We start from the raw sequence: 24,526 nt of genomic DNA on the forward strand, positions 1-24,526 counted from the left end.
GGCTCAGGTGCGGCGCTGTGCCTCGTCGATGATCGCCGTCGCCGCCTCCGTCAGGGTAGAACCGTCCTGGGCAGCGCGCTCGACCAGCAACTGGTAGGCGGCAGCCACGTCGACGCCGTGTTTCTCGGCCAGGACGCCTTTGGCCTGCTCGACGACGGTCCGTCCCTCCAGCACGATGCGGACGCGCTCTTCGAGCTCACTGCTGGTGACGGCCACCGGCTGCACGATGACGACCGTTGCGATGTCGGCGAACGCCTGCGTCAGCCGCAGGCTCCCGTCGTCGGCTGTCTCTCCCGTGGCGTGGAAGGTGTTCATCGCACCGATGAGCCGGCCGTGCCAGCGCAGCGGGACCGCGTGGACAGCGTGGAACCCGGCAGCGACGATCGCTTCGCCGACCTGTCCCCAGCGGGCGGCCACCTCGGCGGCCGAGCGCACCGACAACTGGACTCCGTCGCGCGCCGCGTCGACGCACGGGCCGGTGTCGTGCTGAAGCTCGTACAGCTCGAGCTCGACGGCCTGATGGGAGGTCGCGCTCAGAATCTCCAACCGACCATGCCCGTCCTTCACCAACAACCCGATCGCCGCCGCGCCGGTCAGCCCGGCGCAGTCGCTCAGAAGGCGAACCAGGATATCGGCGATATCGTCTTGCTGAACGATCGCGGCTGCAGCATCGACGAACGCCTGGGAAGCAGTGCTGGCAGTCATGAACTCTCGCTTTCGGCGTCCTGCTCGGCGTCCTGCTCGGCGTCCTGCTCGGCGTCATCGGAGAATCGCAGCCGCCGGCTGGTGATCTGCTCGGCGACCTCGGCCAAGGTGATGCTGTGGGAGAAGGCATGGGCCCGCATCAAGGCCATCGCGTCGGCGGGGCTGATCCGCAACTGCGTCAGCACCATCCCCGTTGCCTGGTGGATCCGTGCCCGCATCGGCCACGGCCCGGGGTCGAGATCGGACTCGATCGGCGGCGGCGGATCCTTCATCAGAGCGGCGCCGATCGCATCGGCCAGAAACTGTGCCTCGTCGCCGTCCGGCGGATCACCGATGTTCTGATGAAGCGTCAGTACGCCGATCGTGTGCTGTCCGGGACGCATCGGTACGGCGTACACCGTCCGGACCCCGGGTATCTCGCGCGCGGCCTCGGTGAACAACGGCCACCGGTCACGGTCCGCCCGCAGATCGATCGTCATCGCGGTCTGCAGCTCGTAGGCAGTAGGGCCCGGCCCCTCGCCCAGCACCTCCTGTAGATCTTCCAACCGCGCCGCCACGTCGTCGGTCGCGCACAAGGTGACCCGGCTCGGGTCGGTGTAAGACAACGTGATCGCCGCTCCGTCCCCGCCCATGATCGCCAGAAACGCGCGACACAGACGAGTCTCCAACGGCTGATCCGGACCGAACTCAGCGATCTCTCGCGCCAACCGCGCCAGCAGCGTGGTCCGATCCACCTGATCCATCTACCTCAACCCCGAACCCAGCCGACACCCGTCGCCACACCGGCCCAGGCACCGAAGCGGGTCTTTCCACCACCCTCGCAGATCGAGGGCCCGAACGCACCCCCCCGAGCAGCAGACCATCCCGCACTCCGTCTAGAGCGACGACACCCGGCGCTCCATGCGCTGCAGCACCGAGTCGGCGATCTCGACGCCCCAGCCTGGGGCGTCGGAGAGAACTACCTCGCCGTTGCGGGCGATCGGGAACGGCTCGTAGACGTGCATCGACGACGCGTCTTCGATGGTCCATTCGTGGAAGAGGTTGCAGGCCGGCATCGCTGTCACCAGATGCGCGGTGAAGATCGCCGTCAATGATCTGCCCGACGAGTGCGGTACGCACGGGAGCCCGGCGAGGTTCGCCAACTCGGCAACCTGCCGGGCGCGCGTGACGCCACCGACGTAGCAGACGTCGGGCTGGATGACGTCTGCCGCGCCGTCCTGGATGATCCGCCGCAGGGTGTCGACGGAGAACTCCTGCTCCCCCAGCCCGACGGGGATGTCAAGGGTTGCCGCGACGCTCCTGGTGTTCTCGTACTCCCAGAACGGCACCGGCTCCTCGAAGTGCAGATAGTCGTACTCCTCGAGCAGCCGCCCGATCCGCACCGCCTGCCCGGGTGAGTAGGCGCCGTTCGCATCCGCGCTGAGCTCGATGTCGTCGCCGAGCTCCTTGCGCAGGAGTGGAACCAGCCGCCAGGTCCGGCCGGTCCGCGACTCGGCGTCGCGACCGTTGCGCGCACCGATCTTGATCTTCACCGCGCGGAACCCGTGCTCGGCGACGGCCGCGACCATCCGGTCGACCTCCTGCTCGGGCGTCGTGTCGCGACGCATCCCCGAGCCGTAGACCGGCACCGACGGCCGGAACTTTCCGCCGAGCAGCTGGTAGACCGGCTGGGACCTCGCCTTCCCCACGAGGTCCCACAGTGCGGTGTCGACACCGGCCAGCGCTCGGAACAGGAAGCTGCCGAAGTACTTGTACTCCGCACGCGCGCACTCCTCGGCCAGCGTCATGACATCGAACGGGTCGCGGCCGAGGTAGTTGCGCGCGACCAGCGTGTGCAACACCTCCCCGGTAATCCGGGCCTCGGAGTGCGCGGTCTGCCCGTAGCCTTCGAGACCGTCATCGGTCCGAACGCGGACGATGCAGCCGTGGCCGTCGAACGTCTCGATCGAGGTGATCTTGGTCAAAGCGAGTCCACCCGCGCCGGCAGCTTGTAGAACGCCCGGGCGTTCTCCGTGTAGATGTTGTCCCGCTGCTCCGCGGACAGCCGGACCTTGAAGGCGTGCCGGGGATGGTCGAAGTCCCAGTGCGGATAGTCCGTGGAGAACATCACCTTGTCGGTGCCGCCGAGGTGCTCGAACACCTTCTGCAGGTCGGCCGGCCGATGCGGTTCCTCGATCGGCTGCGTCGTCATCCAGAAATGGTCGCGCAGGTACTCCGACGGCCTCCGCCGTACCTGCGGAACCTCGTCGCGGAACCGCTCCCAGTGCCTGTCCATCCGCCAGGCCAGCGACGGCAGCCAGGCAAACCCGCCTTCGATCAACGCGATCCGCACAGTGGGCAGCCGGTCGAAGATCCCGCCGAAGATCAGGCTCGCCACATGCGCCTGGAACGCCGCGGACATTCCCGCGTGATCCTCGAGATAGAACGACGGCCAGCCCGCGCTGCTGATCGGTACGCCGCGAACGCCGCCGCCGTAATGAATGCCGATCGGCAGGTCGTGCCGGGCGGCAGCCTCGTACATCTTCCAGTACCGGCGATCGCCGAGCGGTGCCGAGCTGCGCGCGACCAGGAGCACCTGCACGAACCCCGGATGGCCGGCGAGCCGCTCGATCTCCGCGACGGCCTGCTCGCTGTGCTCCGCGGGCACGATCATGCCCGAGCGCAGCCGCGGCTCCGGCTCCAGCCACTCCTTGATCTGCCAGTCGTTGGTTGCCGCCGACAACGCCGCGGAGAACTCCGGATCGAGCTGGCTGCCCGAACCGCTGAGCGGACCGAGGATCCCGAACTCGACGTTCAGCCCGTCGAGATGCTGTTTCTGCATGAACCCGAGATCGGCGCCCGCGGGCAGTCCTGACGGCGGGAAAGCGTCGTACCGGGCCGGCGATCCCTTCGGATACACGTTCCCCGAGTGCTGGCGGGAGCCGAAGGTCCTCAGATGGCGGAGCCAGCGATTCGAGAGGTAGGGCTCCAGAGCGCCGGGGGCCATCACGTTGTGGATGTCGCAGTCGATGATCATCTGTTGCGCTGCGGTACGGCGAGCGGCCCGCGGCTGCGTCTGTGTCTGCGTCATGAAAGCCTCCTGTACGTCGCGTGCGCGTTCCCGGACATGATCTTGGTCCGCAGCTCCCCGGAGATCCCGTCCGGCAGCGCGTCGGCGGAGTTCGCGAAGTGCGCGTGCGGATAGTCGGTGGAGAACATCAACATGTCGTCGCTGAGCAGTTGGTCGATGACGTCGAGCAGGTACTCCGGGGTGTCCGGCCGGTCGAGCGGCGCGATCGTCATCCGGACGTGGTCGCGGATCACCTCCGACGGCGGACGCTCCACCCACGGAACCTCACGACGCAGTCCCTTCCAGTCCTTGTCGAACCGCCACATCAGCGGCGGCAGCCAGCTGAAGCCGCCCTCGATCGTCGCGACCTTCAGCTCGGGGAACTCGACGAAGACGCCTTCGGTGACGAAGCTCATCAGCTGCGTCTGGAACGCCAGGGGAACGTTCACGTAGTCCTCGACGAAGTACGTCGGCCAGCCGACCGGCGTCACCGGATTGCCACTCGAACCACCGGCCTGGACGCCGACCACGAAGCCGGCGGCCTGCGCGGCCTGGTAGATCGGCCAGAACCCGCGCCGCCCGAGCGGCTCACGGCTGCGCGACGGAACCGTCACCTGGACGAACTGACTGTGCTCCGCGGCCCACTCGGCCTCCTTGGCCGCGAAGGCCGGATTCTGCAGCGGGAGTACGGCGGATCCACGCAGCCTGTCGTCCTGCTCCAGCCACTCGTGCAACTGCCAGCGATTCAACGCCCGAGCGAGCGCGGCCGCCAGGTCGTCGTTGTGGATCGAGTCGATGGCGTAGGTGCAGTTCAGGATCGCGTACTGCAACTGCCACGGGTCGAGCAGCTGCCCCTGCAGGAGCTCGAGGCTTGACCCGGCGGGCCCTTGCTCCGGCCGCGATCGGTCGAGAAACAGATTCGGCGCGTTGGACGGATAGAGGTCCGACGGCAGGCCGCCCATGCCGGACTCGGTGATGTAGTCGCGCCACCGTGCCTCGAGGTACGGGAAGAGGTTCTTCAGGCCGGGGAGATTGATATGGACGTCGGTGTCGACCAGCTCGAGTCCGGTCCATTGCTCGGGCCGGGCGTAATTCTCAAGTTGTTGTACAGCCACTTGTGATCTCACCTTTCACAGGTCGAGGACCAGTCGGGACGACAGCGCCCGGGAGACGCAGATCATCATCGTGTCGTTGGCGGCCCGCTCGTCCTCGTCGAGAACGGAGTCGCGATGGTCCGGAACGCCTTCCAGCACAGTGGTCTGGCAGGTTCCGCAGGTGCCTTCCTCGCAGTTCGACAAGACGAAGATCCCGGCCTCTTCCACGACCTCGAGGATGGATCTGTCCGGCGGTACGACGAGCACCTCGTCGCTGTCGACGAGTTCGATCTCGAACGACGTGTTCGGCGGTACGCCGGTCAGCGGTCGCGGCGCGAACCGCTCCACCTGCAGGGTTTTGTGCGGCCAGTGCGCACTCCCCGCCTCGACGGCCGCGATCAACGGTTCGGGTCCGCAGCAGTAGATCAACGTCCCGGATTGCGGTTCGGCCAGCAGCCGATCCAGTTCGATCAGGCCGCGAAGGTCCTGCGGCCATTCGAGCACGCGCGCCGGATCGATCCTGCCGACCTCGTCCCGGTAGGCCATCGAGGCCTCGCTGCGACCGCCGTACACCAGCCGCCAGTCGGCGCCGGCAACGCGCGCGGCCTTGATCATCGGGATGATCGGCGTGATTCCGATGCCGCCGGCAATGAACAGATACCGCGGCGACTCGTGCAGCGGGAAGTGGTTGCGCGGCCCGGACGCCGTCAGTACGTCGCCGGCGCGGACCCGCTCGCACAACACGATCGAGCCACCACGGCTCTCGGGCTCCCGCAGTACGGCAATGCGCCACCGGTCGCGGTCCTCGGGATCACTGCACAACGAGTACTGCCGGACCAGTCCGGGGCGGATCTCCAAGTCGATGTGGCTCCCAGGCGTCCACGACGGCAGCTCGGAGCCGTCGTCAGCGACGAGCACCAGCTCCGTCACCCCGACCGAGACCTGTGTCGTGGACTGCACCCGCAGCGCGATGGTGGTCTCGCCCACCATCGCGGCGGCGTCAGATATTGACAATGACATAGTCGCGATCGACCTCGACCTCGTACGTCTCACCGGAGTACGGGCCGGGCTGGAAACCGGCCGCGGACAGCTCCGGATTCTTGGCCAGCGTCTCCCCGGACTCCACTCCGGCGGGATAGGCCTTCACCTTGGTCTTCGCGGGGTCGAACCAGGACTGGCCGGTGGCGATCTCGAACTCCCAGCCGTGCCAGGGACAGCGGATGATCTCCCCGCGCATGATGTAGTCGTAGTTCCCGGGCCGGTCCGACCGGACCAGTCCGGACGTCACGCCCTCGCACATCGGTCCGCCGCCGTGCGGACACAGGTTGCGGATCGCGTAATAGTTGCCTTTGACATTGAACACGCCGATCGACCTGTTCGCGATCTCGACCACCTTCCGCTGGCCGGGGGCAATCTCGTCGACCGTCGCCACGACGTACTTGGTCACAGAGTCTCCTTGTCCACGAGCTTCACAGAGTCATCATTTGATTCCGGTCATCGAGATCCCGCGGGTGAAGTACTTCTGCGCGAACACGAAGACCAGGACGGTCGGGATGATGGCCAGCGTCGCGCCCGCCATCAGCGGGCCGTACTGCGTGCTGTCCTGCGTCTGGAAGAACGCCAGCCCGACCGGGACGGTGAACTTGTTGACATCGCTGAGGTAGACCAACGGGCCGAAGAAGTCGTTCCAGACATTGACGAAGGTCAGCACCGCCAGCGTGGCCAGGGCCGGTTTCGACAGAGGCAGGATGATGCTCACGAAGATCCGGAAATGACTCGCTCCGTCGACCAGCGCGGCCTCGTCGTACTCCTTGGGGATGGTCATGAAGAACTGCCGCAGCAGGAAGGTGCCGAACGTGTTGGCGACGATCGGCGGGACGATCAACGGGAAGTGCGTGTCGATCAGGCCTGCCTTTACGTACGCCGAGTACAGCGGCAGCACCATCAGCATGTCCGGGATCATCAGCGACGCGAGCAGCAGGCCGAAGGCCGCGTCCCGGCCGCGGAACTGCAGCCGCGCGAAGCCGTAGGCGCCGAGGGCGCAGACCATCAGCCGGCCGATGATCACCAGCACGGTGATGTAGGCACTGTTCCCGAGGAACCGGATGAAGGGCAGCACGCCGTTGTTGACCAGGTACTCGTAGTTCTCGAACGTGAACGGGTTCGGGAGCAGATGCGGCGTCAGGCTGATCACGTCGCCCGGCTCCTTGAACGAGCTGGACAACATCCACAGGAACGGGCCGATGGCAATCAACGCCACGACGACGCAGACGACGTACGTCACCGTCGGCGCGACGACCCGGCCGACCCGGCGTCGCCGTACGTCGCCGTGGTCGTGCACGGGTGCCGGCGATCGCGGCGGGGCGAGCTTCTCGCGCGTGTCTTCGATCGTCATTGATAGAACACCCACCTCTTCGACAGGCGGTTCTGGATCCAGGTGACGGCGAGCAGCACGGCGAAGAGCACGATCGCCAGCGCCGAGGCATAACCCATCCGTCGCAGCGAGAACGCCTCGTACCAGAGGTGATAGATGTAGACGTAGGTGCCGTCGCCCGGTCCGCCGCCCGTCATCACCAGGATGAGCGCGAAGACCTGGAAGGAACCGATCGTCTGCAGGATCAGCAGCAGGAAGATCGTCGGGGTGAGGAACGGCAGCGTCACGTGGAAGAACCGGGAGAACCGGCCGGCACCGTCCAGCGTGGCCGCTTCGATCAACGTCTCCGGGACCCCTTGCAGGCCGGCCAGGACGATGACCATGTTGAAGCCCATGTTCGCCCAGATCGCCGTCACGATCACCGCGGCCATCGCCGACGCGGGTTCACCGAGCCAGTGCGGTCCGGTGATACCGAACGACGCCAGCACTGCGTTGATGACGCCGTACTGATCGCTGAACACCCACCGGCTGATCACGCCGACCGCGACCAGCGATGTCACGTACGGCAGGAAGATCAGCGCCCGGATCACGGCCATCCCGCGCAGGCGGTTGTTCACCAGCAGGGCCAGGGCGATCCCGATGATGATCCCGACCGGGACGTAGCCGATCGTATAGATGGCCGTGTTGATCAGGCTCTTGCCGAACAGGGGATCCTGCCCCGAGAACATCTCCTGGTAGTTGGCGACGCCGGTGAACTTCGGCGCCGCCAGGCCGTCCCAGTCGGTGAAGCTGGTCACCAATGTCGGCAGCACCGGGAGGACGTTGAACAGCAGCGTGCCGATCACGACCGGGCCGATGAACATCCAGCCGCGGAGGTTACGCCGCCTCGCGGTGACCGTCTGTTCGGCCGTCACTTCGCCGCAACCTTCAGGTCGGGATCGGTGAGCGCTCCTCCCTTCTCGAGCAACTCCTTGCCCTTGTTCCCGTTCCAGCCGCGCTTCTTGATCTCGGCGTTGACGGCGTCCCGGCCGCGCTTGAGGTAGTCGGCGGTCGCCAGCTTGCCGCTGACCAGGTTGTTCGCGTTGGTGCCCTCGACGAAGGAGTCGGCCAGCGCCGTACCGATCGGTCCGCGCGGGAACGGTACGTCGACGGGCTTGCCGGCGACGTTGCCGAGCGCCTCGGCCCAGACGTTCGCGGTCTTCGGTCGCGGGTGGTCGGTGAACGCAGCGCTCTTGGCGACCTCGGTCAGCGCCGGTACGGCGAACTGCGCCTTGGCCATGACCTCCGAAGCCGCCTTACCGCACAGGGCCTTCATCGCCAGGAACGCGGCCTGCGGGTCCTTCGCGGTCTTCGGGATGACCCAGGTACGGGCGTAGTTCTTCGTCATCGCGAACAGCGGCGTCTTCGGCCAGGGCATCACGTCCCAGTCGACGTTCTTGCTGATCTGCGCGCTGATGTCCATCGCCTGCCACGTCATCGCGAGCTTGCCCGCGTTGAACAGCGGCAGGTACTCGACGTCGACGGTCGGCGCGTAGCCCTCACGGATGTACGAGATCTGCTTGTCGATCGCTTCCAGCGTCTCGGGTTTGCCATAACCGCACTCGGTCTGGTTGTTGTAGAGCGCGGTGTCACCAGCACCGTACGCAGTGGGCTGGATGGTGTTGACGGCGTACTGCAGGCCGTAGGTGTCGGTCCTGTTGCCGCTCTTCTTCGTGAGCTTCTTGACCGCGTCGTCGAACTCGTCCCAGCTCCACGCGTCGGCCCAGGAGGTCGGCGCCGTCAGGCCGGCGTCGGCGAAGAGTTTCTTGTTGTAATACAGGGCGTTGGCGCTCATGCCCGGCGTGATCGAGAACTGGTACCCCTCGACCGCGACCTTCGTGGTGAACGTCGGGCTGTACTTGGTCAGGTCGAAGCCGTTGGTGCTGTCCTGCATCATCTTGTCCAGCTGCAGGATCTTGCCGGTCGTGGCCAGGTCGTAGACCCGGTCGTCGTCGATGCGCTGCAGATCGGCCGCCGTCCCCGAGGCGAACTGGAGCATGACGCTGGCCCAGTCGTCGCCCGGCGCGGGTTTCCAGACGATCTTGATCTTGTGCTCGTCGAGGCTCTCCTTCTGAGCAGCCGCGATCATGTCCTTGAACATCTTCTGGGTGGTCGGATCGCCCACGGAACTGAAGGTCACCTCGGTCCAGCCCGCGGGCGAACCGGACGAGGAGCCGCCGCACGCGGCCAGCGAGGTCCCGGCGACGCCGGCGGCGGCCAGACCGAGTCCGGACCGGAGCAGTCGGCGGCGGGTGAGCAACGAGCCGGAAGTCATGAGTGTCTCCCTCGGCAAGCGGGTTCGACCGGCTGGGCGGCAAGAGATCTCTACACCGATGTACGACGAGGCGGCAGAGAGCTACGAGCTATCGGTCGTCGGGTGTTGCATCAGTTTTCGCTCACCGCGGCGAGACTGTCAACACTATCTGGAAGTGTTTTTTCGATATGTGGAACTCCATGGCCGGACCTGGCCAGCCCGCGGCTCGCACTTATGCTGGCGCGGTGGAGAACAAGACGTCCGGGAGTGTCCAATCGGTCGAACGGGCGTTCCACCTTCTCGAGCTACTGGCCGACAACGGCGATTCGACGCTGACCGAGCTCTCGGCCGCGATCGACGTACCGGCGCCGACCACGCACCGGTTCCTCAAGACGCTGGTCTCGCTCGGATATGTGCGCCAGCTGCCGAACCGCCAGTACGGTCTCGGGCTCAAGCTGACGCGGCTCGCCGGCCGGGTCGATTCCCAGCTCGCCCCGATCGTGGCGCCGCACCTGGACACGCTCGCCCGCGAGATCGGCGAGTCGGCCAATCTCGCCGTACTCGAAGGACACATGGTCGTCTACATCGCCCAGTCGCCGTCGCGGCATGCGATGCGGATGTTCACCGAGGTCGGGCACCGCGCCTACACCCACCTGACCGGGGTCGGGAAGGCGATCCTCGCCGACCTGCCGGACGAGCAGATGGCTCGTATCGTCGGCCGCGCCGGTATGCCCGCCGCGACCGACCGCAGCATCACGGACCTGACCAAGCTCCGCAAAGAACTCGGCCGCATCCGCCGTAACGGCTACGCGACCGACAACGGCGAACAGGAACCAGGCGTGATCTGCTACGCCGTCGCGATCCCGGACGTCCCGATCTCGATGGCGATCTCCGTCTCCGGCCCCACCTTCCGCATGACACAGGAACTCGCCAAAGAAGCAGTTCCGCTCCTGATCACCGAGGCCCGCGCAATCTCCGACGAACTCCTCGGAGTCCTGGGCTGAAGCTCACCTTTCACCCGCGAGCTCGTGGTGCCATCGTTGTCAAGACCGACCGTTCTATCTCCTACCCCGTCGAGACAGAACTTCCTTCTGAGCCAGAGTGCCTGTAACGACACCTCCACCCGGCTCGATATCCCCTTGGGAGGAGTTGGGTTGATGCGACGTTGCAGGTACCGGCAATCTGGACCAGATCCGTATGACGCGGAGCTGGTCCGACGCCTGCGTGCGCTCCTGGCTCTCGTCCGCCGCCCGGCGCCTCGTGGCCCGGACGCGATCCAGGCCGACGACGAACTCCTGGACCGGCTCTAAGCCAGGTCTGCTTCGTACGCGGCCTGGAGCTCGGCGTTCCACGGCTCGTGCTCGGCGGCGATGGAGTCGAGCGCCGTCTGCGGGCGGGTGGCGCCGGAGATCACGGACACGACCGGAGACGAGTGCAGGAGAGCGGCAAGTTGCAGGCGTTGCAGGGACACTCCTCGCTCTGCGGCGATGGCTGCCAGGCGTGGGGCTGGCGTCGAGGAGCGTAGCGGTGAGTACGCGAAGAACGGGACCTGGTTGGCTTCACACCACGCGACGACGTCGTCCGCCTCGCGCCCCATGGCCGTATGGCGATTCTGTACGGCGTCGACGGGCGCGATCGCTGTCGCGCGATCGAGCTCGGCGACCGTGACATTCGACAGGCCGATCCGCGCCAGCTTCCCCTCGTCGCGGAGAGCTGCCAGCGCGGCGACGCCCTCCTCCACGGGTTGCTCGGCCAGGTCGACCCTGTGCAGGTAGTAGAGGTCGAGTTGCTCGCGTCCGAACACCCGCAAGCTCGACTCGACGTCGCTCCGGATCCGGGCTGCGCTGATGTCCGCGTCCCACGTGTCCGCGCTGATGCGCGAGTGGCCGCCCTTCGTTCCGACGATCACACTCGTCCCATCCGCGGCTTCGGCGGCCAACTGTTCGCCGTACAACGAATCGTCGACCTGTGCGTAGGCCCGCGCGGTATCAAGAATCCCCGCCCCGGCCGCGATACCGGCCCGAATCGTCGCAAGATCAGCCGCCCGATCCCGCACCGTCATCGAAAACCCAGCAACCCCAAGCACAACCCGCCCAGTAAGCACCTGCATCATTTCTCCACTCAACTGCGTGCCAGTATCGTGCTGAATTCCTGCTCGACCGCCCTGACTGCCAGACTGCATTCTCGCCGACCCCGGCCATCGCGGGAGTCACGAAGGCACCTTCGACAACCACCATCGTTTCCGTCGCCAGAGCGCGGACATCGTCGATGATCATCGGGCGGCGATCGAAATTCCCGGGGCCGGTGCCCAGAACGTGAATTCCGGCCGCGGCCGCGCGCTTCTCGTGCGCGAATGCCTTCGCATCTACGCTGTAATAGATAAATCCATACTTCTGCGCAAACAGTCGACTGACCGTCGTCTTTCCGGCCGCCGCCGGACCACCGATCCAAATGATATTCGCATCGTCAACTTCCGATTCTTCATTCATCGGACCTGAGTCTAGGCAGGGCGGGCGTGGACAGCGTAGTGCGGTGGTGGGGTGGGTCTGGGAGACTTGGTGGGTGACTGGACTGCGGGTTCTGTTTCTGGGTGGGACTGGGATTATCAGCTCGGCGTGCTCCCGGCGCGCTGTCGAGGTCGGGCTCGACCTCACGGTCGTGAACCGGGGCAAGACCTCGAGTCGGCCCTTGCCGGCGGAGGTCCGGCAGGTCAACGCTGACATCGAGGACGCCGCGGCCTTCGCCGAGGTCGCCGGGCAGGACTTCGATGTCGTGGTCGACTGGCTGGCGTTCACGCCGGACCAGGTGCGGGCTCGGACCGATGCCTTGCGCGGTCACGTCGGGCAGTACGTGTTCATCAGCTCCGCCTCGGCGTACCAGACGCCGCCCGCCCGTCTACCGATCACCGAGTCGACGCCGCTGCGGAACCCGTTCTGGCAGTACTCGCGGGACAAGATCGCCTGCGAGGACCTGCTGACCACGCTCTATCGCGACGAGAACTTCCCGGTCACGATCGTGCGGCCCTCGCACACGTACGACCGCACGCTGGTCCCGTTCGACGGCGGCTGGACGATCGTCGACCGCATGCGCCGCGGCGAACCCGTCGTCGTCCACGGTGACGGTACGTCGCTGTGGACCCTGACGCATCACCGCGACTTCGCGCGCGGATTCGTCCCGCTGCTCGGCCACCCGCGCACGCTCGGTGACACCTTCCAGCTCACCTCCGACGACGTCCTGACCTGGGACCAGATCGCGAACACGCTGGCCGCCGCGGCCGGTACGACGGCGCAGATCGTGCACGTCCCGTCCGACGCGATCGCCGCCGTACATCCCAGTTGGGGCGCCGCACTGCTCGGCGACAAGACCCATTCGGCCGTCTTCGACAACAGCAAACTCCGCCAGGTCGTGCCGGACTTCGTGGCCACGATCCCGTTCGAGGTCGGAGCCCGCGAGATCATCGCCTGGTACGACGAGGACCCGACTCGTCAGCGCATCGACCCCGCCATCGACGAGGCCATGAACGCGCTGATCGCGCAGTACAGACTCGATCGCTGACCAGGTTCAGCTCGTCACGATGCCGGCGACGAGGTTGATCGTCGCGGCGAGAATGACCGTTCCGAAGACGTACGAGAGCAAACAGTGCCGCAGTACGACGGAACGGATGGCGGAGCTGGAGACGCTCGTGTCGGAGACCTGGTAGGTCATGCCGAGGTTGTAGCTGAAATAGAAGAAGTCCCGGTACGCCGGGCGCTCGTCGCTGTTGAAGTCGATCCCGCCGACCGGCGCGAGGTAGTAGAGGTGCGCGTAGCGGGCGGCATACATCATGTGCAGCACGGCCCAGTTCATGAAAACGCCGGCCAGGCCGATCGCCGCGGCGGCGTTCCGGTCCTGCGAACGCCCGAGAATCAGGATCAGCGCGATGACGGCGACGGCGCCGACCGCGAGCGCCACCACGATCAACTCGTCGACGGCCGGCCGGAAGTCCTCGCGGCCGACGTGCCGACGAGTGCCGTCGGCGTCCATCGGCCACAACACGACGACGGCGCTGAGGACGAACGCCGCGCCGATTACCGCGATCCCTGCCAGCACACCCAGCGGCACACTCCAGCTGACCGCAACGATCGCGCCGACGATACAGCCGATCAGCACGGACAAGAGCTGGCGAACGCTAGCGCTCATCGAGGGCCCCGTGATCAGTTACTTGCTGAGGGCATCGTCCAGCCAGGGGCGGAGGACGGCGGCCGGGGCCGCGCCGATGTGGGTGGCGACTGGTTTGCCCTGGCGGAAGACCATCAGCGTGGGGATCGACCGGATGTCGAAGTGGCGCGAGATGTCGGGCGCCTCGTCGGCGTTGATCTTCACCAGCTTGATCTGCCCGGCCTTCTCGGTGGCGAGCGTCTCGAGCACCGGGCTAACCATCCGGCACGGCCCACACCACGGCGCCCACACGTCGACCAGCACCGGCATGTTCGACATCTCGACGACCTCGGCAAAGTCCTTGTCACCCGCATGCACCATCCACGGCAACGGCTTGCCACACTGACCACACACCGGCTTCCCGTCGCCGGTCGCCTGCACGCGGTTCTTCTGCCCGCAGTGCGGACACGACACAATTTCAGCCATACCCCATTCTCCACCCCGCCCCGTACCGCGGGTATTCGCCGATACTTGGGGAATGTCGGAGCTGGATCTGCCTGAGTTCGATCGCGCACAGCTGCACGCGATCAGGGTGCTGCGAGGCGATGGGGCTGTCGTGGTGACCAACCCCAGTCCGATGACGTACGGCGTGGTGGCCCGCGACCCGCGCGCGATCAACCTCCTGAAGGGTCGCCCCGCCGACCAGCCGGTGGCGGTGTCGGTCCACTCGCAAGCCGCACACGATCAGCTGTTCCGGTACCTCGACCTCCGCACCGACGCACTCGCCGCGGTCGACTTCGCTCTTGCCGAGCACATGTCCGTGCTAGCGCCGATCCGGTCGGACCCGACGATGCCCGAGTGGCTGTCACCGGCCATCCAGGACGGCTGGGTCAGGTTCTTCGACGGAGCCTGGGGTCCATTGGCGTCGTTGTGGCTGACCTTCCCCTTCCTGTACGGAAGTAGCGCCAACCGAACCGGCGAGGCCGCGCCCGCCTCCGCGGTCGAGGCTCGTGAGCAGTTCCCGCCCGGCACCGTCGTCATCGACGCCGACGACCGACGTACGCCGTCGGACGTCTACGGAGCCAGCACGACGATCCGCGTCGATCCGTCCGGCCGGATCTCCGTTCATCGATCGGGTATCCAGGACCAGGTAGCCGGTGGAGCCGACGTACTCCTGGAACGCTTGCGAGAGTTCAGGTCCAGGATCCACGGACTGGACGGATCGGCGCCGTCGCCGATGGGCCACAGCTACTTGTCCACCGCGGTGACGGAGAACGGCGAGCCGAAGCAGTTGGTGCCGAAGACGCGCATTCGGGTGGAATTCGCGCGAACGCCCAACCAGAATCCAGACGGTCCGCGGGTGTACGACGTCCTGCGGGTGCACGCCGGTTGCAACCGGATCGGCACCGCCGTCGCCGCCGGCGAATTGCTGACTGACGGGACCTTGGGGATCAAGGGATTCGGCGGCACCCAGGTCGGCTGTGAACCGCCTCTGAGGACGCAGGAGGAATGGCTGAAGACGTTCCTGATGAGCAGACCGAGTTGGCAGGTGGACGGTGACGAACTCACGCTCACCTCAGGCGGTACGACGATCACGCTGCTCGACAAGAAGATCGCCGAGCCCGACCTCCCGCTGGACGGGATCAGGTGGAAGGTCGGCACAACCATCACCAACGCCGACCTGCGCCACCACCGCTCCAACACTGAGCCCGCGTGGATCAGAATCGACGGCGAGCACCTGACCGGCTGGACCGGTTGCAATGAACTCACGGCCAGCGTCACCCGGAACAACACCCAACTGACCTTCACCGGTGTCACCATCACCGACCACACCTGCACCGGCGAAACAGCCGAGGTCCAGTCCGAAATCCTGGCCACCCTCGGAACCGCGGTCACCTACGACATCGACCACAACAAGCTAACCCTCCTGGCCCCGTCCGGCATCGGCCTCGACCTGAAAGCAGATTAGAGCGGTAGGCCGTTGTCGTCGGTGGTTAGGACTTGGGGTTTGAACTTGGTGAGGAAGGCGGTGAGTTCGCCGGTGGGTTGTTCGATGATGGTGCCGCCGTCCTGCCAGATGGCGTCGAGGTGTTGGAACTCGCCGGGTGGGTCGCCTTGGTTGTAGTGGATGTCATGTACGCCGAGGCCCTCGTCGTACGGGGCGCCGTAGACGTAGACGCGGCGCGAGCCGGTCAGTCGGTGCTCGAGCAGGTCCAGGGCGTTGTCCGCGGTACTCTCCACCCAGCCGGACTGCGACGATGCCAGCAGCGGTGAGCGGAGGTAGTCCAGAGCACCGGACGACTGCGTGCTGTCGAGCAGGTGCCAACCGTCAGGGAGTGCGGCGGTGGCGGCGAACAGGTCCGCGTCGAGGTAGCGCATTTCGCGATACTCGACCGGTATGCCGCTGGGCGTCGACACGTCGACCGCGCCCTCGTACTCGCCCGCGGGCGCCGCGACGTACATCTTCCCGTGGTACCAGGACCCGAAGTCGTCCGGATCCTCTCGGGCAAACCGCACCAACCGTCCAGCGAGGACCCCATAGCTTGCAAGCGGCATGTTTCCTCCGATGTCAGGTCTCGGCGAGCAGCGCGACAACCTCTCCAACCTCATCATCGACGGGAACGCCGTGGTGAGGTACTTCGGCTCGCAGCACCACGCGGATCGCGGGGCGCCAGCGACCTCCCGCAGTGTTGTTAGGTAAGGCTCACCTGGGCGCAATGACGGACATTGACATCCTTTGAGACTCACTTCACAAGGCGTTGGCCGACGGCTAGCCTCCGAGGTGGAGAAACCCTGACTTCTCCGCGTACGCCGAAGGAACAGTTCGATGGCCAGCTTGGCGAGTTACACGACCCTGTACGTGACCGCGGTCGGGCTGAATGGCGAACCCGACCTCAAGCACATCGCTGCCGTGCGGTGGGACCCCGGCAGCCTCGACCCGGAGGAGTCGTCGCTCGCCGACTTCGTCCGCTGGCTCGACCGGGGCGCCGGCCGCGCCTTCGTCCGCCGCGCCGACGGCACCCGAGGCCCCCGCGTCCGGGTCAACTCCGACGGCACCATCCGCTACCTCCGCAGCAACCCCGACGACGTCTCGAACCAGGACGAGCTACTCCTCCTCCCCACCTGGCAACTCCACCGCTCGAAGAAACACTCCCGCCGCGTCTGAGCTACCGCTGATCAAGTCCCTTGTGGAGGTAGAGGTCGCGGAGGAGGGAGATTTCGGCGCCGTGGTGGATCAGTTCTACGTTTGAGTAGAGGAACAGCTTGGCCACGGGAGCGTGAGCGAAGGCCGGTGGTTCGCCCTGGGGTTCGGTGAGGCCGGAAGTGCCCAGGTTGCGAACGCCGGTCAGCCAGTGGTTGTACTGGTCGTCGAGCTGGTCGAGGGCTTCCCGGGCGGTGCCGGCGTACTCGAAGGTTGACACGGTGGTTGGTGTGCGGCCGAAGCGTTTGCCGTTGGTGGAGGCGTAACCGCCGATGAGGTGGGCGAGGCGCCAGGCGATGGTGGTGACAGGTTCCGGGTCGTGGGGCGGCTCGGCGTAGTCCATCGTGAACTCGCCGGCGCCGAACGAGATCGGTGCGGCGCTTTCACCTCGGCGGCTGAGCGTCCAGCAGTTGGGGACGGGCTGCCAGAAGTACTCGTCGTCGGTCAGGCCCTAGAGGCGCGGTCGGAGCCGCTCACGCCAGTGTGTGTCGATCTGGTCGACGACCTCGGCATTCCAGTCAATGGCCATCCCAGGACAGTACGGTGTCAACGGAGGTGGGTGGGATGGGGTTTTCTGTGCGGGCGTTGGACACCGATAGCTGGGCGGCGTTTGCTGAGTTGGTTGAGGCGAACAACGGGGTGTGGGGTGGCTGCTGGTGCATGGGGTTTCATGTGAAGCTCGGGAAGGGGCGGACTGCGCAGCAGAATCGCGAGGAGAAGGAGGCGCGGGTTCAAACCGGCGACACGCATGCGGCGCTGGTGTTCGAGGCGGAGAAATGTTTGGGGTGGTGCCAGTTCGGGTCGCCTGACGAGTTGCCGGAAGTGAAGAGTCGTCGGCTGTACGAGAAGGGCCTGACGACGCTGCCTGACTGGCGGATCACCTGCTTCTTCACCGGCAAAGGATTCCGCGGCCGTGGGGTGGCGGATGCTGCCCTCGGCGGAGCGCTGGCGCAGATCGCGCAGTACGGCGGAGGCGTCGTCGAGGGCTATCCCGAGGAGACCGACGACCGCAAAGTGTCCGGCTCGTTCCTTCACACCGGGCCCATGTCCGCCTTCGAGAACCACGGCTTCACCCGCACCCGACCCATCTCCCCGCACCGCTGGGTCGTCACCCGCACTGTGTGAGGCTTACGGCGGCTGGATCCCGTAGTCGTGAATCTTGCGGTAGATGGTGGCTCGGGACATGCCGAGCGACTTCGCGGCGTGACCCTTGTGGCCGTCGTTGGCGATCAGACTACGAATAATGGCGTCGCGTTCGAGCGCCTCCAGCTGGCTGAGGCTGCGGCGGCTGATCGCCTGGGCGCGGGCCGGCAGGTCCGCGGGCGTGATGACTCCCGTACGACGACGCCGTACGACGACCTGTTTGAGCATCTGGCACAGCTCGGCGGTGTTGCCGGGCCAAGCGGAGCGCATCAGCTGCTGCATGGTGTCGGGGCCGCACGTCAGCTCGCCGTGGCTCAGCTGGTTGAGGAAGTACGGGACGAGCTCGCGGACATCCTCGATGTGGTGTCGCAGCGGCGGCACCTCGACGGTCAGCGGGAAGAGCGAGAGCAACTCATCGAGATCAGGCGTGTCCGCGTCGTCCGACGTGAGGGTGAGCGCAACCCACGGCGGATCGGCCGGTCGGCGTTCGAGTACGTCGTACAGCGCCGCGATCGTCACATCGACACCGCTCGCGTCCAGGCGCTCGACGTGGCGGATCACCAAGGCCTGCAGTGAATCGTCGGCCAGCTCGGACTCCAACTCGGCGGCGAACCCGTCGCCGACCCGCGCAACGTCGACGACGTGGAACGAGCCGACCGGGTTGTTCTGTTGATGCGCAGCGCGCGCCAGTGTGACCTTGCCGGTCCCCCGCTCGCCGGTCAGCACGACCCATTGGCCGGCCCGGCACGCGTTGTCCACCTCGCGACTGCTTCCGAGCCACGGTGCACTCCGACCCACGAGCCCGGGAAGAACCGGACGCGGTGGCGGACGATGCCCGGTGGCCGGCGTACGCACGCCGATACCCGGCGAATGGGGGCTGACCTGAATGATCCCGCCGCCACCACGGCCGCCGGACGCGACCGGGCGGCACATGATCCGGACCCAGGAACCGGTCGGCAGCTCGGCCACGATCGCCTCGGTCGTACCGCGGGCCAGCATTTCGGCCGCATACCCGAGGACGGCGCGCTGGTCCGACGCGTCGAGCGACTGGCCGGCCTTCGCGTTCATCAGCAGCAGATCGTCATCGACTGCGATCACCATGTCACCGAGCCGGCGTGAACTCTGCAGATACGCCTGCAGCAGCGAGATCTCCCGCGCGGAACTGTCCTTGAGCAGCGCGGCGCGGATGTTCTCGGCGGTGGTCTTGGCAAGCGCCATCAGCAGTGACCCGGCGTCCTTGCGCCAGCAGGTCAGATCGATCGCGCCGATCGTCTTGCCGTTCACCGGATGCTTGATCGGTACGCCGGCGCACGCGAGTTCCTCGAGATCCTCGGCGTAGTGCTCGTGCCCGAACACGTGCATCGGCCCGCCGCCCTCGAGCGCGGTCCCGATACCGTTCGTGCCGGCGAACTCCTCGGCATAGCTGAATCCGGGCGCCAGGAAAACCTTGTCCAGGTAGCGGGCCAGGTTGGTGTCGGCGGTCAGCCGCTCCAGGACCATGCCGGTCCGGTCGGTGAGGATCACGCTGATCGGCTGGCCGTCGAGATTCTGGTGCAGCTGCCGCAGTACGGGCGCGGCGCTGCGGGTCAACGGGATGTCGAGGTCCGGGTCCGCGACGTACGGCAGCGTGATCCGGTCGGCCGGCAGCTTCCACCGCCGGGACCGAACCCAGGAGGCAAGGATCGGCGGCCGGACATCCTGCGGCCTGACCGGATCGAGGGTGAGGAAGTTCAGCCGGGCCGTAGCGGCTCGCCGGTTGTCCTCCATCGAGGGTGCGAGTTCGTCCACGGGGCCTCCCACCAGGTCACGTCCCGTTTCCTCCGAGCGTAGTCCAGCCGGACACAAGTGGCGTCTCAGAATGAGACACCCGGCCGGCTCGCGCTGGCATGCGATGGAGGTCAGACGACTGGAGGTCTTATGGACAACGATGTCTCGCCGCAGCAGGAGTCCTACAACCCGTGGACCGTTGTACATCTGGTCTTCCAGCACCTCGCCGATGCGGGTCTGCACCCGGTCCTAGGGGCCACCGGGCACCCGGGCGAACCGGCCGCCGAACTCCTGCGCTGCCTTGGCATCCAGCCTGATCCGCAGGGCGACCGCCGGCTCCTGGAGCAGAAGGAGGAGCGACTCGCCGAGCTCCGCGAGGCCTTCTTCGGCGAGTCGTGACCCGCTTCTCAATTTGAGACCTCACCCCGCTCGGGGCGGCGATGTACTGCAAACACACAGCCGGCCACATGAGCGGGAGGAAAGCCATGAGTCGCCAAAGCGTGGCGAAGGCCCACCAGAAGATCCAGGAGTTGTCATGGGAACCGGCGTACCACGAGCCGGTCTCCCAGTACGGGACGGACTACACGTTCCGTAAGGCGCAGAAGAAAGACCCCTTGAAGCAGGTGCTGCGGTCGTACTTCCCGATGCAGGAGGAGAAGGACCACCGGGTGTACGGCGCCTCGGACGGCGCGATCCGCGGCAACATGTTCCGCCAGGTCCAGGAACGCTGGCTGGAATGGCAGAAGCTGTTCCTGAGCATCATCCCGCTGCCGGAGATCTCGGCCGCGCGGGCGATGCCGCTGCTGTTCCGGACCGTGCCGAACCCCGAGCTGCACAACGGGCAGGCCATCCAGATGATCGACGAGGTCAGGCACTCGACGATCCAGCAGAACCTCAAGCGCTTGTACATGAACAACTACATCGACCCGGCGGGCTTCAACTCGAGTCTGCGCGACTTCCAGAGCGACTACTGCGGCACCATCGGCCGCCAGTTCGCCGAGGGCTTCATCACCGGTGACGCGATCACCGCGGCCAGCATCTACCTGACGATCGTGGCCGAGACCGCCTTCACCAACACGCTGTTCGTCGCGATGCCGGCCGAAGCCGCCGCGAACGGCGACTACCTCCTGCCGACGGTGTTCCACTCGGTCCAGTCCGACGAGTCCCGGCACATCAGCAACGGCTACGCGACGCTCCTGATGGCGCTCGCTGACGAGGACAACCACCAGTTGCTCGCCCGCGACCTGCGGTACGCCTGGTGGAACAACCACCGCGTCGTCGACGCGGCCATCGGCACCTTCATCGAGTACGGCACCAAGGACCGCCGCAAGGACCGCGAGTCCTACGCGGAGATGTGGCGCCGCTGGATCTACGACGACTACTACCGCAGCTACCTGGTGCCGCTGGAGAAGTACGGCCTCGAGATCCCGCACGATCTGATCGAGGAGTCCTGGAACCAGATCTGGAACAAGGGTTACGTCCACGAGGTCGCGCAGTTCTTCGCCACCGGCTGGCTCGCCAACTACTGGCGGATCGACCCGATGACCGACAAGGACTTCGAGTGGTTCGAGTACAAGTACCCGGGCTGGTACGACAAGTACGGTGCGTGGTGGGAGAACTACAACCGGCTGGCCACGCCGAACGGGCACAAGCCGATCGTCTTCGAGGACGTCGACTACGAGTACCCGCACCGCTGCTGGACGTGCATGGTGCCGTGCCTGGTCCGTGAGGACATGGTGATGGCCAAGGTCGACGGCCAGTGGCGGACGTACTGCCACGAGATGTGCAAGTGGACCGACGAGACCGCGTTCCGGCCGACGTACCAGGGCCGGCAGACGCCGAACATGGGCAAGCTGATCGGCCACCGCGAGTGGGAGACGCTGTACCACGGCTGGAACTGGGCCGACGTGGTCTCCGACATGGGCTTCGTCCGCGACGACGGCAAGACGATGGTCGCGCAGCCACACCTCGACCTGGACCCGAGCAAGATGTGGACGCTCGACCACCTGCGCAAGTGCCCGCCGCTGGCGAGCCCGAACGTGCTGCTGAACGAGATGTCCGACGACGAGCGGACCGCGTTCGCGGCGCGCTACGTCAAGGGCGGCCCGGCCGGACGACCCGCTCCTGCTGACGCCTGATTCGCATGGGCGACAAGCACGTCGTGAGGTTCGAACCCGTCGGCATCGAGATCGAGGTCGACGAGGACCAGACGATCCTGCGCGCGGCGGCCGAGCAGGGCGTGATGCTGATGCACGGCTGCAAGGAGGGCCAGTGCGCGTCCTGCAAGTCGTTCGTCCTGGACGGTGAGGACATCGACCTGGACCGCTACAGCACCTTCGCGCTGCCGGAGTACGAACTGGACGAGGGCTACACGCTGCTGTGCCGGGCGCACGCCTTCGAGGACCTCACGATCGAGCTGCTCAACTACGACGAGGACATGATCCGCTCGGGGCTGCCGATCCAGGAACGGACGGCGGAGGTCGTCGCGATCACCCCGGTGACGCACGACCTCCGGCACCTGGTGCTGAAGCTGTCCGAGCCCGGCGAGCTGAAGTTCTTTCCCGGGCAGTACGTCGACATCTCGGTACCGGACACCGAAGCGACCCGCTCGTTCTCGATGGCGAACACGTCGAGCCGCGAGAGCGGACAGCTGGAGTTCGTCATCAAGGTGTACCCGGGCGGGATGTTCTCGGAGTTCCTGGACCAGCGCCTCCGGGTCGGAGACCGGTTGGACCTGACCGGACCGTTCGGGGTGTTCACCCTCCGGGACAACCCGGACGCCCGGCTGGTCTTCCTCGGTGGCGGGGCCGGGATGGCACCGATCCTGGCCCTGCTGCGGTCGATGGCCGAGCGCGGGATCGACCGGCCGACGACGTTCTACTACGGATCCCGGACGCAGCTGGACCTGTGTTTCGAGGAGGAGTTGCGCGAGCTCGAGCAACGGCTGCCGCGGTTCCGGTACGTGCCGGCACTGTCGGAGGAGGAATGGGACGGCGAGAGCGGCCTGATCACCGACGTGGTCCGCCGGCTGGAGCCGAGCCTGACCGGAGCCGATGCCTACGTGTGCGGTCCGCCGCCGATGGTCGAGGCGGCGATCCCGCTGCTCGAACGGCTCGGGGTCGCGACCAAGCACATCTACTACGACAAGTTCACCACGACCGGCGACGCCGGTGACTCGGAAGTGCTGGAGGCAGGAAGCCGATGACCACCACACAGGACTCACCAAAGACCGAACGCAGCGTGCCCAAGCCGGTCTTCACCGACGCCGAGGCCGGCGCCCAGGAGTTCCCGGACTCGAATTCCCGACGCTACAACTACTACACCCCGCAGAAGCGCAAGCAGACCCACTACGAGGACGTCACGGTCGAGGTACAGCCCGATCCGCGGCACTACCTGAGCCAGGGCTGGTTGTACGGCTTCTCCGACGGCCGCGGCGGCTATCCACTGGACTGGACCGTGCTGAAGGCCTGGGGCTCGGACAAGCCCAGCCCGCAGCGTGGACCCGGCACCGGCGGCCTGTTCGTGAAGGAATGGCCGGCCACCGGCTGGCACGAGTTCCGCGACCCGAACGAGGAGTGGGAGCTCACGCTCTACCGGTACAACTCGAACGTCGTCCGCCAGGTCACCCAGAACGTCGAGGCCGCCAAGCAGTCGAAGGCCTTCGAGCAGTGGAACACCAACTGGGTCCGCTTCGTGGAGCAGCACGTCGGGGCCTGGATGCACGTCGACCACGGGCTCGGCCTGTACCTGTACGCGAACGCGAACCGGCGCGCACCGACGAACATGCACAACAACGCGATCTCGGTGAACAGCATGCACCGGATCCGCGCCGCGCAGGACCTCGCGCTGTACAACCTCACGCTGTCCGAGGAGATCGAGGGCTTCGACGGCAGTGCGCACCTGGAGACCTGGAACAACGACCCGGCCTGGCAAGGCGTGCGCGACGTCGCCGAGCAGCTGACCGCGATCGACGACTGGTGCGAGGCGATCTTCGCCGCGAACGTCGTGTTCGAGCCGCTCGTCGGTGAACTGTTCCGCAGCCAGCTGGTGCAGCAGGCGTCCCCGCGGAACGGCGACTTCGTCACTCCGACGGTCGTCGGCGCGGCGGAGTACGACTTCGCCGAGCGCGACCTGCGCTACACGACGGCGATGTTCGAGCTGCTCACCAACGACAAGGAGTTCGCGGACCACAACAAGTCGATCCTGCAGGACTGGGCGGCGAAGTGGACCGCGCAGTCGCTCGCCGCGGCCCGTGCACTGCAGCCGCTGTGGTCGCAGCCGGACGCGAAACCGCCACGGTTCGAGGACGGCCTCGACCGGGTCAAGAGCCGGTTCAGCGGCATCGTCACCTCGCTGGGCCTCGAGGAACCGAAGGAGCTGTCACTGTGACCAGCACGTTCACCACCGCGGAAAGCCCGTTCAAGCAGGACAACACCGCGTCCAACAAGTGCGGCGTGACGCTGATGAACAACCAGGTCGGCGCGGTTGTCGCTGAGGTGATGACCGGTCAGGACAACGTCACGGTGACGCACCTGCCGTCGATGATCCGGGTCGACGCGATCAACCGGATGGACTTCGTCTACGACGACATCTCCGAAGCGCTCGGCGAGGAGCCCGGGTACTTCGACCAGGCCGAGTTCGAGGAGAACATGTCGACCCACTACGGGCGCATGGTTCACCTCGACGACCGGACGATCATGTTCGCCAACCCCGAGGACGCCGCCGAGTACATCGGCTTCGACCTGACCGCATCCAGCTGACA

At 66.3% G+C, this 24,526-nt stretch carries 28 protein-coding genes; 11 read left to right on the forward strand and 17 right to left on the reverse strand.

Translation table 11 applies throughout. From position 1 onward, the window contains the following. Positions 1–3 precede the first annotated feature (3 nt). From EV653_RS16920 to EV653_RS16965, 10 genes are all read right to left on the reverse strand, one after another. The gene (locus EV653_RS16920) at positions 4–705 is read right to left on the reverse strand and encodes a GAF and ANTAR domain-containing protein (protein ID WP_134104520.1); all 702 of its coding nucleotides are present in this window, start codon (positions 703–705) and stop codon (positions 4–6) included. Next, positions 702–1,448 carry a GAF and ANTAR domain-containing protein gene (locus EV653_RS16925; RefSeq protein WP_134104522.1) on the reverse strand — a complete coding sequence of 249 codons (747 nt, stop codon included), beginning with the start codon at positions 1,446–1,448 and terminating at the stop codon, positions 702–704. Before EV653_RS16925 ends, EV653_RS16920 begins: the two co-directional genes overlap by 4 nt. A gap of 132 nt (positions 1,449–1,580) precedes the next feature. Beyond that, positions 1,581–2,669: a mandelate racemase/muconate lactonizing enzyme family protein gene (locus EV653_RS16930; protein WP_134104524.1), complete on the reverse strand. Its 1,089-nt coding sequence runs from the start codon at positions 2,667–2,669 to the stop codon at positions 1,581–1,583. Then, positions 2,666–3,775 carry an amidohydrolase family protein gene (locus tag EV653_RS16935; protein WP_134104526.1) on the reverse strand — a complete coding sequence of 370 codons (1,110 nt, stop codon included), beginning with the start codon at positions 3,773–3,775 and terminating at the stop codon, positions 2,666–2,668. Before EV653_RS16935 ends, EV653_RS16930 begins: the two co-directional genes overlap by 4 nt. After that, positions 3,772–4,869: an amidohydrolase family protein gene (locus EV653_RS16940; protein WP_134104528.1), complete on the reverse strand. Its 1,098-nt coding sequence runs from the start codon at positions 4,867–4,869 to the stop codon at positions 3,772–3,774. The genes EV653_RS16935 and EV653_RS16940 overlap by 4 nt, the downstream gene beginning before the upstream one ends. 15 nt (positions 4,870–4,884) lie before the next feature. Continuing rightward, the gene (locus EV653_RS16945; protein ID WP_202871712.1) at positions 4,885–5,868 is read right to left on the reverse strand and encodes a PDR/VanB family oxidoreductase; all 984 of its coding nucleotides are present in this window, start codon (positions 5,866–5,868) and stop codon (positions 4,885–4,887) included. After that, positions 5,849–6,295, reverse strand: coding sequence for a Rieske (2Fe-2S) protein (locus EV653_RS16950; protein ID WP_134104532.1), 447 nt, complete (start codon positions 6,293–6,295; stop codon positions 5,849–5,851). The genes EV653_RS16945 and EV653_RS16950 overlap by 20 nt, the downstream gene beginning before the upstream one ends. 33 nt (positions 6,296–6,328) lie before the next feature. Next, complete coding sequence (locus EV653_RS16955; protein WP_134104534.1) at positions 6,329–7,243, reverse strand: carbohydrate ABC transporter permease; 915 nt, start codon at positions 7,241–7,243, stop codon at positions 6,329–6,331. Further along, entirely contained in the window at positions 7,240–8,136 is an 897-nt protein-coding gene (locus EV653_RS16960) for a carbohydrate ABC transporter permease (RefSeq protein ID WP_134104536.1), read from the reverse strand. The genes EV653_RS16955 and EV653_RS16960 overlap by 4 nt, the downstream gene beginning before the upstream one ends. Further along, positions 8,133–9,536: an extracellular solute-binding protein gene (locus EV653_RS16965; RefSeq protein ID WP_134104538.1), complete on the reverse strand. Its 1,404-nt coding sequence runs from the start codon at positions 9,534–9,536 to the stop codon at positions 8,133–8,135. The genes EV653_RS16960 and EV653_RS16965 overlap by 4 nt, the downstream gene beginning before the upstream one ends. Positions 9,537–9,760: 224 nt before the next feature. On the opposite strand from EV653_RS16965, the gene EV653_RS16970 reads away from it, so the two are divergent. After that, positions 9,761–10,519 (forward strand): IclR family transcriptional regulator, encoded by a 759-nt coding sequence (locus tag EV653_RS16970; protein WP_238159850.1) that lies wholly within the window; start codon positions 9,761–9,763, stop codon positions 10,517–10,519. Positions 10,520–10,672: 153 nt separating this feature from the next. Next, a complete protein-coding gene (locus tag EV653_RS41195; protein ID WP_166679464.1) occupies positions 10,673–10,825 on the forward strand; it encodes a hypothetical protein in 153 nt (50 codons plus the stop codon). On the opposite strand, the gene EV653_RS16975 is transcribed toward EV653_RS41195, so the two are convergent. Together EV653_RS16975 and EV653_RS41200 are read right to left on the reverse strand one after the other, a co-directional pair. Then, on the reverse strand, positions 10,822–11,577 hold the full coding sequence (locus EV653_RS16975) for an aldo/keto reductase (RefSeq protein ID WP_166679465.1): 756 nt from the start codon (positions 11,575–11,577) through the stop codon (positions 10,822–10,824). The genes EV653_RS41195 and EV653_RS16975 overlap by 4 nt on opposite strands. After that, positions 11,552–12,004 carry a hypothetical protein gene (locus tag EV653_RS41200; protein ID WP_166679466.1) on the reverse strand — a complete coding sequence of 151 codons (453 nt, stop codon included), beginning with the start codon at positions 12,002–12,004 and terminating at the stop codon, positions 11,552–11,554. Before EV653_RS41200 ends, EV653_RS16975 begins: the two co-directional genes overlap by 26 nt. Before the next feature lie 73 nt (positions 12,005–12,077). Here EV653_RS41200 and EV653_RS16980 point away from each other — a divergent pair, with 73 nt between their 5' ends. After that, on the forward strand, positions 12,078–13,070 hold the full coding sequence (locus tag EV653_RS16980) for an NAD-dependent epimerase/dehydratase family protein (RefSeq protein WP_134104547.1): 993 nt from the start codon (positions 12,078–12,080) through the stop codon (positions 13,068–13,070). Between the two features lie 6 nt (positions 13,071–13,076). Here the strand turns inward: EV653_RS16980 and EV653_RS16985 are convergent, their stop codons facing one another. Both EV653_RS16985 and trxA read right to left on the reverse strand, forming a co-directional pair. Beyond that, positions 13,077–13,694, reverse strand: a complete 618-nt coding sequence (locus EV653_RS16985; RefSeq protein ID WP_134104549.1) for a DUF1345 domain-containing protein — start codon at positions 13,692–13,694, stop codon at positions 13,077–13,079. 18 nt (positions 13,695–13,712) lie between these two features. After that, positions 13,713–14,138 carry a thioredoxin gene (trxA, locus tag EV653_RS16990; RefSeq protein WP_134104551.1) on the reverse strand — a complete coding sequence of 142 codons (426 nt, stop codon included), beginning with the start codon at positions 14,136–14,138 and terminating at the stop codon, positions 13,713–13,715. 52 nt (positions 14,139–14,190) lie between these two features. Between trxA and EV653_RS16995 the strand changes: the two genes are divergently transcribed. Next, the gene (locus EV653_RS16995; RefSeq protein ID WP_134104553.1) at positions 14,191–15,621 is read left to right on the forward strand and encodes an META domain-containing protein; all 1,431 of its coding nucleotides are present in this window, start codon (positions 14,191–14,193) and stop codon (positions 15,619–15,621) included. Here EV653_RS16995 and EV653_RS17000 read toward each other — a convergent pair. After that, on the reverse strand, positions 15,618–16,265 hold the full coding sequence (locus tag EV653_RS17000) for a DUF2278 family protein (protein WP_134104555.1): 648 nt from the start codon (positions 16,263–16,265) through the stop codon (positions 15,618–15,620). The genes EV653_RS16995 and EV653_RS17000 overlap by 4 nt on opposite strands. A 214-nt stretch (positions 16,266–16,479) precedes the next feature. Here EV653_RS17000 and EV653_RS17005 point away from each other — a divergent pair, with 214 nt between their 5' ends. Beyond that, entirely contained in the window at positions 16,480–16,818 is a 339-nt protein-coding gene (locus EV653_RS17005; protein WP_166679468.1) for a DUF3892 domain-containing protein, read from the forward strand. A 1-nt stretch (position 16,819) separates the two neighbouring features. On the opposite strand, the gene EV653_RS17010 is transcribed toward EV653_RS17005, so the two are convergent. Further along, a complete protein-coding gene (locus EV653_RS17010; protein WP_238160150.1) occupies positions 16,820–17,302 on the reverse strand; it encodes a DinB family protein in 483 nt (160 codons plus the stop codon). A 116-nt stretch (positions 17,303–17,418) separates the two neighbouring features. Between EV653_RS17010 and EV653_RS17015 the strand changes: the two genes are divergently transcribed. Further along, positions 17,419–17,979, forward strand: a complete 561-nt coding sequence (locus EV653_RS17015) for a GNAT family N-acetyltransferase (protein WP_134104559.1) — start codon at positions 17,419–17,421, stop codon at positions 17,977–17,979. Between the two features lie 3 nt (positions 17,980–17,982). Here the strand turns inward: EV653_RS17015 and EV653_RS17020 are convergent, their stop codons facing one another. After that, positions 17,983–19,785 carry a sigma-54-dependent Fis family transcriptional regulator gene (locus tag EV653_RS17020; protein ID WP_166679469.1) on the reverse strand — a complete coding sequence of 601 codons (1,803 nt, stop codon included), beginning with the start codon at positions 19,783–19,785 and terminating at the stop codon, positions 17,983–17,985. A 129-nt stretch (positions 19,786–19,914) separates the two neighbouring features. Between EV653_RS17020 and EV653_RS17025 the strand changes: the two genes are divergently transcribed. The 5 genes from EV653_RS17025 (at position 19,915) to mimD (ending at position 24,524) form a co-directional block, all read left to right on the forward strand. Next, positions 19,915–20,163, forward strand: coding sequence for a hypothetical protein (locus tag EV653_RS17025; RefSeq protein ID WP_134104561.1), 249 nt, complete (start codon positions 19,915–19,917; stop codon positions 20,161–20,163). 86 nt (positions 20,164–20,249) lie between these two features. Next, on the forward strand, positions 20,250–21,902 hold the full coding sequence (locus EV653_RS17030) for a methane monooxygenase (protein WP_130445110.1): 1,653 nt from the start codon (positions 20,250–20,252) through the stop codon (positions 21,900–21,902). A gap of 23 nt (positions 21,903–21,925) precedes the next feature. Continuing rightward, positions 21,926–22,969, forward strand: a complete 1,044-nt coding sequence (locus tag EV653_RS17035; RefSeq protein WP_202871713.1) for an FAD-binding oxidoreductase — start codon at positions 21,926–21,928, stop codon at positions 22,967–22,969. After that, on the forward strand, positions 22,966–24,153 hold the full coding sequence (locus tag EV653_RS17040) for a toluene hydroxylase (RefSeq protein WP_134104565.1): 1,188 nt from the start codon (positions 22,966–22,968) through the stop codon (positions 24,151–24,153). The genes EV653_RS17035 and EV653_RS17040 overlap by 4 nt, the downstream gene beginning before the upstream one ends. Next, positions 24,150–24,524, forward strand: coding sequence for a propane 2-monooxygenase effector subunit MimD (mimD, locus tag EV653_RS17045; RefSeq protein WP_134104567.1), 375 nt, complete (start codon positions 24,150–24,152; stop codon positions 24,522–24,524). The genes EV653_RS17040 and mimD overlap by 4 nt, the downstream gene beginning before the upstream one ends. Positions 24,525–24,526 lie beyond the last annotated feature (2 nt).

The organism is Kribbella pratensis, assembly GCF_004365355.1.
Lineage (GTDB): Bacteria > Actinomycetota > Actinomycetes > Propionibacteriales > Kribbellaceae > Kribbella.